At 59.6% G+C, this 12,588-nt stretch carries 5 protein-coding genes; 2 read left to right on the top strand and 3 right to left on the bottom strand.

Annotated elements, in window-relative coordinates:
* Nucleotides 1-22: 22 nt before the first annotated feature.
* Nucleotides 23-3,871 (bottom strand): Ig-like domain-containing protein, encoded by a 3,849-nt coding sequence (locus tag AC1ZV1_RS20230; RefSeq protein ID WP_484293321.1) that lies wholly within the window; start codon nucleotides 3,869-3,871, stop codon nucleotides 23-25.
* Between the two features lie 653 nt (nucleotides 3,872-4,524).
* Here AC1ZV1_RS20230 and AC1ZV1_RS20225 point away from each other — a divergent pair.
* Nucleotides 4,525-8,334 carry an Ig-like domain-containing protein gene (locus tag AC1ZV1_RS20225; protein WP_484293320.1) on the top strand — a complete coding sequence of 1,270 codons (3,810 nt, stop codon included), beginning with the start codon at nucleotides 4,525-4,527 and terminating at the stop codon, nucleotides 8,332-8,334.
* Nucleotides 8,335-8,737: 403 nt separating this feature from the next.
* A complete protein-coding gene (locus tag AC1ZV1_RS20220) occupies nucleotides 8,738-9,526 on the top strand; it encodes a hypothetical protein (protein ID WP_484293319.1) in 789 nt (262 codons plus the stop codon).
* A 75-nt stretch (nucleotides 9,527-9,601) separates the two neighbouring features.
* On the opposite strand, the gene AC1ZV1_RS20215 is transcribed toward AC1ZV1_RS20220, so the two are convergent.
* Together AC1ZV1_RS20215 and AC1ZV1_RS20210 are read right to left on the bottom strand one after the other, a co-directional pair.
* On the bottom strand, nucleotides 9,602-10,990 hold the full coding sequence (locus tag AC1ZV1_RS20215) for a DUF1254 domain-containing protein (protein WP_484293318.1): 1,389 nt from the start codon (nucleotides 10,988-10,990) through the stop codon (nucleotides 9,602-9,604).
* Nucleotides 10,991-11,024: 34 nt separating this feature from the next.
* Entirely contained in the window at nucleotides 11,025-12,482 is a 1,458-nt protein-coding gene (locus AC1ZV1_RS20210) for a DUF1254 domain-containing protein (RefSeq protein ID WP_484293317.1), read from the bottom strand.
* Between the last annotated feature and the right edge of the window lie 106 nt (nucleotides 12,483-12,588).

Here is a 12,588-nt window from a genome sequence, read left to right as displayed (position 1 = left end):
TCCACAAGGTCAACGCCAGTCATCACACCAGATTGACCTGTACTCCCTGCTGTACCAGCAGCTCTGCATCCATTGTGGAGTACTGGTAGCTGATGTACGTGACGCCCTCCACCGTGATCGTGCCGCCTGTACCCCAAACCCCCGGCGTGATGCCATTGGACAACTTGTCCTCCAGCATGACGCTATCGCCGGCGTTGCCCTTGATCATCATTTGTACATCGCCATTGGTATGGAACAGATCCATGCTGCCTTGACCCAATACATCGCTCAGGGACAGTTTGAGCGTGTTGTTACCCGTGCCGGTGATGTCGACCACTTCGACCGAGCTCATCTTGTTGCCCAGTGCTGTCAGATCAAAAATTTGCCCGGCCCCGGTCAATTTCAGGATATCCGTCCCGTTGCCTCCGACTATCGAACCGGTGAAGCCGGTGAATACCGAGGTATCTGCTACAACGAAGGTGTCAATGCCAGCATTGCCGACATAGCTGAAGCTCTTGACGACTTCGTGAGTGCTTGGATCATGCACGACCGGCACGAAATCGACGGTCATCTGGCCGATACGGAAGCCGTCGGTTTCATTTGTCACCACGATCTTCATATAAGCCGCGGGCGCGCCAGTACCTGCCTTGAAGGCTATGCTGGCGCTATTGCTATTGGTGTGAGCCATATCCGCCAGGAGATTATTATTCGCATCGTAGAACTGGAATCGTACCTTGCCCAATTGTGCGTTATATAAGAAGGCCATGTTGAAGTTCTGGACTTCATACCTGAAGTCGATCTGTACCGTACCGTTGTTGGTGCCGTATCCGCCTATGATGAGGCCTTCAATATTTCCTACCTCTTGGCTCGTGTACGCGTTCATTGCGGCCAGCCCAGGAGTGGCCGTTATCTTGCCAATGGCAATCTGGGTTTCAGTGAATTTGTACGAGCCATATCCGCCGGTGAAAATATTGTCGACCACGCCAACCTGCTGAGCATGGGTATAAGCGGACATGCCCCCGGCGTTGCTTTCAATAGCAGCGTAAGCGGTGATCGCCCGGTAGGGCAGTGTAAATTCCACATAGCCAAGGCTGATATCTCGCGTCGTCAGCACATGCTCGGCACGCTGCAGGTCGGAAACCAGCAGCACCTTGTCTCCTGCTACGGAACCCTGCAAATTAACGGTCACTTTCTTGTCACTGATCGACAATGATTTTGGCGCAGCAGGAGCTGAGGCCCCCAGCGTGACCGCATGGGAGTCCGTAACGCCCACATTGCCAGCCCTGTCGACTACACGGGTCTGAATCGTCCAGCTCGCGCTATGGGCATTGTTGTCCTGAAAGGCCCAGTCAGTGCCATTCACCAACGCGTTCAGCCAGGTGGTGCCACCATCTGTGGAAACCTGGAGCCGTTCATCCCAGGAGAGGGCCGAACTGAGGTTTCCCTGCACCAGGCGTCCAGCACCACCATCATTGGTTATCAGGTCCGATTGGCTGAACCCCGTGTCCTTGGTCATGTAGGTGACCGTTGTCCGCTGCGTCGGCGCAATGCTGTCCACGAACATGATGCCCGGTTCGGACGGCACAGAGGCGTTACCGGCAGCATCCACCACGACGATGGTAATGGTGTGTTTGCCTTCGGCCATCGGCTCGGCTGGCGTATACGACCAGTTTCCATTCCGGTCCGCGACGACACTTCCAATCTGGATGCCGTTATCGCGGATGATCACACGCTCGCCTGGTTCGATGCCGCCGCCATTCAGAGTGGGTGTGGTGTCGGCGGTTACGTCGGGCACTTCGAGCGTCGGGCGATCTGGTGGCGTGATGTCGATGATGATGACCTCCGGCTCCGACGGTACCGATGCGTTGCCTGCCTGATCCATCACCACGATGGTAATGGCATGCTCGCCTTCGCTCATCGGTTCGGTCGGCGTGAATGACCAGCGACCACCGCCATCGACGATCGTGAAGCCGATCTCGATACCGTTGTCATAGACGATCACTCGCTCGCCGACCTGCAGACCGCTGCCACCGAGTGTTGGCGTGGTGTCGTTCGTGGCATCGACCAGGCTCAGCACCGGTTGGTCCGGCGCTGTGGTGTCGATCAGGACGACCCGTGGCACCGACGAAATGGAGACGTTGCCCGCGGCGTCCACTGCCTCCGCAGTCAGGCTGTGCTTGCCTTCACTCAGGGCTGGGGAGGGAGTGAAGGACCAGATGCCATTTGCATCGACGACGGCGGTACCGATTTTGTTGCCATTGTCACGGATGACGATGGTATCGCCGGCGGCGCCGGTGCCGCCCAGGGGTGGGTTCTTGTTGGTGGTGCCTGGCAGGGCATTGAGGGTCGGGGCATCCGGTGCGGTGGTATCGATCAGGACGATGCCTGGTGCCGACGGCGTGGAAACGTTTCCTGCAGCATCGGCAGCTTCTACGGTCAGGCGATGCTCGCCTTCCTCCAGCGCCGGGTTCGGGGTAAACGACCAGGTTCCGTCTTCGCGTACCACGGCGGAGCCAATTTCAGTGCCATTGTCGCGGATCACGACGGTATCGCCTGCCGTACCGGTGCCTCCCAGGATCGGGTTTTCATTGGTGGCGCCAGGCAGGGTATTGAGGGTCGGAGTCTCCGGGGCGGTGGTATCGATCAGGACGATACCTGGTGCCGACGGCAGGGAAACGTTGCCCGCCTCATCCACAGCCTCTGCCGTCAGGCTGTGTTCGCCTTCACCCAGTACGGGATTCGGGATGAACGACCAAGCGCCGTCTTCACCCACGATGGCGGTGCCGATCTCCTGGCCGTTGTCGCGGATGACAATGGTCTCGCCCGGCGTGCCGGTACCGACCAGGGTCGGGTTCTCGTTGGTCGCGTCCGGCAGGGGGGCGAGGGTCGGGGCATCTGGGGCGGTGGTGTCGACCAGGATGACGAAATCCTTGCTCTTGCTCACCAGCGTCGAACCGTTCATCAGCTCGACACTGACGGCGTGCGAGCCCTCGCTCAGCCCGCTGAGCCTGTAGCTCCAGTTTCCCGAGGCGTCGGTTGTGGCGTCGCCTTGCCAGACATTGTCGACATAGACCTTCACGATGCCCTTGGGCGCGGCCTTGCCGTGCAGTGTCGGGTTGACGTCATCCACCGGCTCACCGCTGGTGAAGGTGCCGACGATACGGCCCTCGCTGTCGTAGCCATGGGTGATGCTGGGTGGAGCGACAACGGTGACAACCCAGGGGCTGCTCATGGCGCTCACATTGCCCTGCGCATTCTCGGCCTGGGCCACCAGGTTGTGCGTGCCCAAGCCCATGTCCGCCTTGGGCGTGAAGCTCCAGACGCCCGCCGAGTCGGCCACAGTACTGCCCAGCAGGGTGGCGCCGTCGTAAATCTTCACTACGTGGCCCGCTTCAGCCGTCCCCCTGATTTCCGGACGTGTGTCGTCGGTCCAGCCATTCTGGCCCACGGGCCCTGTCATCACGCCTGCGCCATCCAATACCGTGGTAATCGACGGGGCCGCGACTCCCACGTTGATGATGAAGTTCTCGCTGACGGCGTCCTTGGCCCAACTGTTCAGTAACTCGGCCTTGATGGTGTGCGATCCGGAACTCAGCGTTTTCAGCGTGAAACTCCAGTTCCCCGAGGCATCCGCCGTGACATAGCCCTTGGCAAAATTGTCCACGTAGATCCTGACGTAGCCATTGGGGACAGTCTGGCCGTACAGCGTTGGCGTGGTGTCATCCACGGTTTCGCCGCTGAAGAAATTGCCGACGGTAGTGCCTGCGTCGTCATAGCCATGGGTGATGCTGATGGTTGGGAGCGTTGCGGTTGCCGCCATCTGCAGGGGCTCTGTTTGCAGCAAGCGGATATTGTCGCCGTGGGAGAGGTTTGAGGAAATTTCGGAACTCATTTGTGCTTACCAGAAGAGTGTAGAGAAATACCAAGTGATGCGCGCCCGCAGGCACGCTTGGTCTTGCTTCTGGCCAATGGATCTATTTGGGTATTGGCCACGACGGCGAACCCTATTGAGAAACAGGTTTTCGTGGCATTGCCCAACGACGTTTTAGCGATACGCGGAATGAAAGTGAGAGCTAAGTTCGCAATCAGCTCGGATGGATATAACCAGAATAGTCCTGCGTTAACGGTAGATTTGTCTGGCGGTGCTACGCGCTCCGATTAACTAAATCTCCAGAAATTAAATCTGTCTGAATATTACCTATCAATGGCCGAATACTGCTCGTTGAAAGTAGCGCTCCAGGTTCCGGTAGGCCGAAATCGCAGGAGCTGCGCTGCGGCCAGCGTGCTAGTTCCGGGCTCCGGGACGCAGTTTGGTCTGCTCAGCCCTTAACAAGAGTGAGGGGGAGGTGCTTGTCGCTACGCCTTGGTGGCCTTTTCGTTGTGGGTATCTTCTGACAGTGGTTGGGAATAGTCCTATGTCGAGTGGCGCGGGTAGGTTTTAGCCTACACGGGTTCAAATCGTAACTGTCCTGGCGAGTCCGCCGGCTCTTTCCTTGTTTGGGCTGTGACGGACACCCGGCGCCACGTCGAAAAGGTATTTCAGTGATGACGACCAAAGTTAGTGTTTCTGTAATTGGCAATTCCGCGGTCACATTAACGCGTGATCTTTCTCAGCAGTCCGATAAACCTGTTCGGATCCAGGCGATCAAGGGCAGCCAGTACGTTCTTGCTGCCGGCGATCATGGTTTTGCGCCTGACAATATTGTGGCCAAGCGCGTAGGAAAGAGCCTGCAGGTATCGTTCCAGGGCGAAGATCACGAAACCCCTCGACTCATCATCGAGGACTTCTTCGAGCATGAAGGCGAACTCGTTGGTCTGACTCAGGATGCTACTTATCATCAGTATATGGTGGCCGGTGCAGAGCGGGGGAGTGAGGTGGTCTTCCTGCCGGAAGGCGTTGCTTCGCCGCTTGCCTTGAGCGACGTGAGTACTGCCGGTATTGAACCGGGCTTGCTGAACACGCCTGACGACTTCTTCTCCACCTTTGCCCCTTGGCTTGGTGGTCTGGGTGGCTTGCTGGGGCTCGCTGCCGCAACGGGTGGCGGCGGCGGTGGTGGTGGCAGTACTAGCAATGACGCCAGATTGCCCGCTGAGCCGACGTCGCAGCCTCCCGTTCTCCCGACCACTCCGGGAGCGGTGAACATCAGCGATGCCTCAGGTCGCAGTAACCAACCGGTTCTGAGCGGAAGCGGTCGCCCAGGCGACATCGTGCAGATCCGTGATAATGGTGTGGCGATTGGCGAAGTGGTGATCGGCGAGTCGGGCGACTGGAGCTTTATGCCTCACCCTGCACTGGGCGATGGCGAGCATCGTCTTTCCGTCATCATCAGGGGCCCGGCGGGTAATGTCAGTGTCGAGTCCGATCCGGTTGTGCTGATTGTCGATACCGTTGCCCCGAATGCACCGACGCTCAACGACCTGCCAGCGGCTACCAATGGGAACCCTACCCTGGGCGGCACTGGCACGCCGGGTGAGACCATCATCATCCGTGACAATGGTGAAGTGATTGGCTCCGTCGTGGCCGGCGAGGATGGCACTTGGTCGTTCACGCCGAACCCGGCGCTTGGCGAAGGCGCACACCGCTTGACCGTGGAATCGGTGGACAAGGCGGGCAATGCCTCCGAGCCGTCGGCGCCGATTACCATCGAGGTCGACACTGAAGCGCCGGAAGCTCCTAGCCTGAACGAGCTGCCGGGTGCGTCCAACGCTAACCCGAATCTGAGTGGCTCCGGGAAGGCCGGCGAAACGATCGTCATCCGTGACAATGGCGAAGAAATCGGCACCGTTATCGTTAGCGAAGATGGTACCTGGTCGTTCACCCCGAAACCCGCGCTGGGTGAAGGCCAACACAGCCTGACCGTGGAGTCTGTCGACGCTGCGGGCAACATTTCCGAACCGTCAGCACCGAGTGTGATCGTGATCAGCACTGCCGCACCTGATGCTCCGACACTGAACGAGCTGCCGGGTGTTACCAACGAAAACCCGACCCTCAGCGGCTCCGCCACTCCGGGCGAGACCATTGTCATTCGCGATAATGGTGAAGAAATTGGCTCTGTCATGGTCGGCGAAGATGGCACCTGGGCGTTCACCCCGAACCCTGCGCTGGGGGAAGGTGAACACCGCTTGACCGCAGAGGCGCTGGACAAGGCGGGCAACACTTCCGAGCCGTCGGCGCCTAATATCATCGTGATCGACACTGCTGCTCCAGATGCACCGAGCTTCAACGAACTGCCGAGCGCCGCCAACGAAAACCCGACCCTCAGCGGCTCCGGTACTCCGGGTGACACCATCATCATCCGAGATAACGGCATCGAGATTGGCTCCGTGGCCATCGGCGAAGACGGCATCTGGTCATTCACTCCGGCTCCGGAACTGGGTGAGGGCGAGCACAGCCTGACCGTGGAGTCTGTGGATGCGGCAGGCAATGTGTCCGAGCTTTCGGACTCGCAGATCATTGTCATCGACACCGACGCACCGGCGGTTCCTGGTACGGTGCACATCAGCGATCTCTCAGGTAGTAACAATCAACCAATCCTGAGTGGCCATGGCCAGCCAGGCGACACTGCGCAGATCCTCGACAACGGCGTGGTGATTGGCGAAGCCGTGATCGATGAGAGCGGCGTATGGTCGTATATGCCGGAGCCTGCCTTGGTCGACGGTGATCACAGCTTGACCGTGGTGATCAAGGATCCGGCTGGTAACGTCAGTGTCGAATCCGACCCGGTTGAACTGGTGATCGACACAGTTGCCCCTGATGCTCCGGTGTTCAATTCCCTACCGGGCGCAACCAATACGCTTCCGACCTTGAGCGGCACTGGTACGCCTGGCGACACCGTTGTCATCCGTGACCGCGGCTTTGAAATCGGCAGTGTGGTGGTGCTGCTGGATGGCACCTGGTCATTCATCCCCGAACTGGGTGAAGGTGAGCACAGCCTGACCGTAGAAGCGGTCGATGCGGTTGGCAACGTGTCCGGACTTTCGGGCCCCCAGGTCGTTGTCATCGACACCGAGGCTCCGGCAACACCTGATGCGGTGAACATCAGTGATCTTTCGGGCAGTGATAACAAGCCAGTGATGAGTGGCCATGGCCAACCTGGCGACTCCGTACAGATCCTCGACAACGGCGCGGTGATTGGCGAAGCGGTCATCAATGAGTCCGGAGAGTGGGCATTTACCCCCGAGCAGGTGCTCGCGGAGGGTGAGCACAGTCTCAGTGTGATCCACAAGGACCCGGCTGGTAACGCCAGTGTCGAGTCCGATCCGGTTGAACTGGTGATTGTACCGGCTCCGCCTACCATTGATTCTTTTACCGATGATGTTGCCAACGCCACCGGAGTAATGTTCAGTGGCAGTCATACCAACGACACTACGCCAACATTTTCAGGCACTGCGTCGGCAAACAGTACGGTGGTTTTCAAGCGTAACGGCGAAGAAGTTGCACGCTTCTCGGCAGACGGCGAAGGCAAGTGGAGCTATACCCCAAGCGCCATGGCTGACGGTGAATATTGGTTTACTGTCACCTCAATCGATGCTGACAGTCGCGAGCTTACATCCGAAACCTTTAGCCTTACTGTGGATACCGTACCGCCGCCCTACGCACCCACGGTCGTGATCACGGATGACGTGGGTGAGGTCAAGGGCGCTGTATTGGATGGTGCGATCATTGATGATAATACGCCGACTTTCAGCGGGGCTGCGGTCCCAGGCACCACTATCCGTATTCTTGATGTAGAAAACTTTGAGACTCTTGGCGAAGCAAAAGTTAATGAGGACGGAACCTGGTCATTTACGCCAAGAACTCCGCTGGTTGACGGAAATTACAACTTCCTCGTTTATTCCATGGATGAGGCGGGTAATAGTAGCGCCATGACCCAGACCGTTTGGTTTACGGTTCAAACTCCAGTCGCTCATGCTTTCACAATTGTGGAGGAAGAGCCGAGCATTCCTGGTGTTAACTGGGTTCTTACCGAGAGTGATGGGGGTATTGAGACTTTACAATTGATTGGCGGAGAGCAACTTCTGGATGTTTCGGCACTGGTTGATTTGAACAAATCAATTGAGGTATTCGATATTTCCGGTAACGGTGATAACACATTGGAGTTGTCACTGGGCGATGTGCTGGGTCATGGCGCCATGGACTTGTTCCATACCAGCGGTGATGTCCAGATGATGGTCAAGGGTGATGCCGGCGACGTGGTCATCCTCGACGGCATGCTGGCGAATGACATCACTCCGGGTCAGTGGGCCAGCGGTAGTGCGGTGGAGGTAGAGGGGGTCATGTACACCAGCTTCCAGCACTCCACCATGGATGCAGAATTGCTGATTCAGCAGGGAGTACAGGTCAACCTGGTCTGACGATTGAGGTTGACCCTGAGAGGTATCGGGCTGGTTCGCCAGCCTGGTACTTCTCGCACATAAACAAGGGCGCCTCGAGCGCCCATTTTTTTGCCGCGCGGGCTGTTCGTGACGGACCGGCTTCGGCGGCATGGCGCGCATTACCGATCCGTCAGACCGGTGTGATGTCGCGTCCAACCGCTGAGCGAAGCCGATGAGCCAGCGTGTCAGGATTTAACAAGTATTTGTCGTGCTTCGTCAGACTCGCCGGGTTGGCTATCGCAACCATAGATCCGGATTCCCCGTTGGCCAACCTCCCCAGTCGGCGCCAGTTCTTTCCTGAGGGCGCGCGGCATTGCCGCACGGCCTGCTCGGTGTGCAGGTATTGCACGCATCGATGCGTGGAGGCCGAGGGAAGCGTTGCGTGCACGCCCATACCAGCAAGGACATAAACCTAGTGAGACCTATCAGAGCGTTCCTGTTATTGAGCGGCGGGTTGGCGTTTGCACCGCTTGCTTCTGCGGCCGAGGACGGCGAGTGGCACGTCACGGCGTCGACCTACGGTTGGTTCGCGGATACTACCAGCCGCGTCGATACGCCCTTTGGAGCGGCCAGAACCGAACTGAGCGCGTCGGATGCCGTGGACTCGCTCGAGGGGGCGCTCATGGGCTCGATAGCGGCCAGCAAGGGGAAGTGGTCGGTGGTGGGCGACCTGTTCTACCTGGATCTGTCGCTGAAGAACGACACGCCATACGGGCGCCTGTTCTCGGGGGTGACGACCCGTACAAGGCTGGTCTCGCTGGCGACCTTCGGGCTCTACAGCTTCTATCAGGGCGAGCGGCTGGCTCTGGATGCCGGCCTGGGTGCGCGATTGGTCTCCGGTGATCTGGATGTCACCTTCGAGGGCGTATCGCGACGGGATCGCGAATTCAGCGTGAGCGACACCTGGGTCGACCCCCTGGTTGCCGTTCGTGCGAGCGTGGAGATGAGTGAACGCTGGCGGATGGTGTTATGGCTGGATGGCGGGGGCTTCGAGATAGGGGATGCTTCGAAACGAACCTGGCAGGTTGCTTCGACCTTGACCTATGCGCTGAACGATAAATGGTCGCTCAGCGGCGGATACCGCCAGATCTATCTGGATCGCGAGACGGATGGAGCGCCCTACGACCTGCGCCTTTCCGGACCATTGGCGGGGCTGAGTTACCGCTTCTGAGGCGGGTCATCACCTGGGCCTGCGTGAGGCGCGTGGCACGCCCTGCCGGACCGTTGCCCGGCAGGGCGTGGCTGATCAGAGGACCGGCTTGACCGGCGGAGCCGTCCAGCGGCCGTCAAGTGCGTTGCTGTCTGGCCAGTACAGGCGCAGGTTCATGGAGAAGTTGCCTTGTGCCGGCGTGGGAAGCCAATTGCTCTCCTTGTCCCTGCCGGGTGATTCGCGCTGGATATACAGGTCCAGCGAACCATCGCTGCCGTACTTCAAGGTGTCACGATCGCCCAACGCGTACCGACCAATCGGATTCGCGCTGAAAACCTGCTGCTCGTTGTACATGGTGAGCGACCAGAAGGCCCGGACCGGTGGCAACTGCTCCTTGCTGAAATGCAGGGTGTAGCGACGATCGCTACGTAGCGGTTTGCCCTCGGCGTCGGTGAAGGCGGTGGGATAGGTGGCGTCTTCGATGACGTTGGCACCCAGTCCGGCGTAAGCCACGCCTGCGCGGTGCAGGTAGTCTGCGCCATAGGTGCCGATGGCCGTCATGTTGGTCCGCCAGCCATTGGCCACGCTACCGGAACTGCGAAACGCGCTCTTGATCTGCTTCAGGGCAGCCTCGGGCGCACTATCGAGCGCCTGCTGGATGGCGGGCGGCGCTTTGGCATAGGAGAAGGCCTGCCCTGGCACAATACCAATCCGCTTGAGACGATCGAGCATGGGGTAGTCATTGGCGTGGGGTGGGTTGTCTTTCATCAGATCGGTGAACAGTTCGAAGTAGGCGGCGGCGCTCATCTTCTCGATCTGGTCCGGCGGTGGTGTCTTGTCGAGATTGGGATTCGCAATCCCCTTGGGCGGCACGTAGGCGGTGCCTTCGGCGCTAAGTGGATAGGCGCGCATGGCGTTCTGGAAAGCATGCACTGCCGCGTAGTCCGCAGGGCCGTTGGTCTGTACCCGGCCAATCAGCAGCCCATTGGCGGTCGGGCTGCGGTATTCGGTGATGCCGGCGGGGAGAGTGCCCTGCCAGTGAGGGCCGACGATAGCGAACTTCTGCGCGGCGCTGCCGGTGGTGCGAGTGCCGGGGGAGGCGAAGACGTCTGTCCAGGCGTCCAGCCAGGGCATCAGGTAGTAGCGGTTCGCCGATTCAGGCACTTCGACCACCAGCGGCTCCTTGGCCACGTCGAAGCTCAGGGCGGAGTAGAGGGTGTCCGCGTTGGGCCGTACGACGACGGTGAAGCTCGGGTCCGGGAATGCGCGGGAGTGGGCCAGTTGGTTGATCGGGGCCTTGAGGCCGATGGGGCGTTCGACCTGGGTGCTGGCGTCCTTGGTCATCTTCATCAGCACAAGTGGATAGGCGTAGATATAGGCTTCGCGAGCGATCTCGCGGGCCTCGTCAGAACTCAGTGATTGCTCGGCTTGGGCGGCCAGCGGCAAGGCCAGGCCCAAGACTGCTACGGTTGCGAAAATGCGCATGCTTTCGTCCTAAGTACGTCAATCGGTTCTTGTATCAATCAAGGCGGCGAATGGCCGGTGGCTGCCATTTGCCGGTCAGGACTTCGGTCAGCGGCGAGTACATGCGCAGCATGACCTGGAGCCCGTCACTGGGTGCCGGCAGCCAGTTAGCCTCGAACTCCTTGCCCGGGGAGTCTTTCTGAATACGGATTTCCAGGGCGCCGTCGGCGGTGTACTGAAGCGGGGAGTGGCTGCCGAGGGAGAAACGCTCCAGGGGGTTGTCGACCTGGAAGCCGTCCTTGTCGTAAAGCGTCAGCGACCAGAAGGCCCCCACGGGTGGCAGTTGCCCTTTCTCGAAACGCAGGACGTAGGCATTCTTGCCGGTCAGAGGCTTGCCGTCGGCGTCGGTGATCGCATTGGAGTAGAGGGAGTCTTCGGGCAGGTTCGCGCCGAGCCCGGTCAGGGCGACCGCCGCCCGTCTGCGGTATTCGGTGCCGTAAGTGCCTAGTGAGTTGCTGCTGTTCCAGCCATTGCGCAATGTGCCGATCGAACCGCTGCGGATGGCCTGGACCATGTCGTCGAGCGCTTGCGGCGTGCTGCTGTTGATGAGCGTCAGTTGCTCGGCGCTCAGCGCGCTGGGGTTGAAGGATTTGCCGGGCTCCAGTCCAAGGCTTCGCATGCGCTGGAGGATGGGGTAGTCGTTGGCGTGGGGAGGGTACTTCCTGAGCAATTCAGCAAAGCGCGTGAGTACCTCCACGCCGGTCATGCGGTTGATCTGCTGAAGCGGAGGTGTCGTGTTGTCCACCGTCGGATCGACCAGAAGCCCACCAGGTGGTTGGTAGTTCTTTCCCCACTGGCTCAGGGGAGTGAGGCGGAATTCGTCCTGAACCTTGTGCACCGAGGCATAGTCGGCTGCACCGTTGGTCTGTGTGCGCCCGATGAGCCAGATGACTGGCGTCGGTGTGCGAATGAGCTCCACTCCCTCGGGCAGTGTTCCATTCCAGTCAGTGGCGGCGAGCGCAAAGTGGCCTGCCTTGCCGCTTGTGGTGCGGCTGCCGGGGACGGCGAATACATCGGTCCACATGTCCAGCATGGGTACGAGGTAGTAGCGCCCAGCGCTGTCGGGGACCGTCAGGACTTGTGGTTCCTTGCTGACATCCACCCAGGCCATGCTGTAGAGCGTGTCGAAATTGAAGCGGACCACTTCGCGGGAATGGCTGTCCGGGTAGGCGCGGTAATGCGCAAACTGATTGATGGGCGCGCGCTGCGGCACACTGGTGGCGTCGGGCACGTTGGTCATCTGCTGGCGCGTGATGTCCATCAGGATCAACGGGTAGGCGTATTGGTAGACATCCCGGACCAGCGCCCGGAAGGCTTCCGTCTGGTCCTCCTGAGCAGCCGTGGGAGCGGGCGTTGCAGCCTGGGTTGCGAGTGCGGGAAGCAGGGCCAGCCCACCCAGCAGTACGGCACGCGCGATCGTTGTGCGATGCTTGGAGTTATCGCGGAGGTTCATGGTCGCTCCTGATCTTGTTGTTCTGGTTTTTCCCCCAACGTGAATGGCGATGCCGCGTGGCGGCCGTGCGAGCGGACCATTCATGGCAAGGCGATATGTGTTGTGG

The sequence above is a fragment of the Pseudomonas sp. BB438 genome, from assembly GCF_057180225.1.
This window is presented reverse-complemented; position numbering and strand designations above follow the sequence as displayed.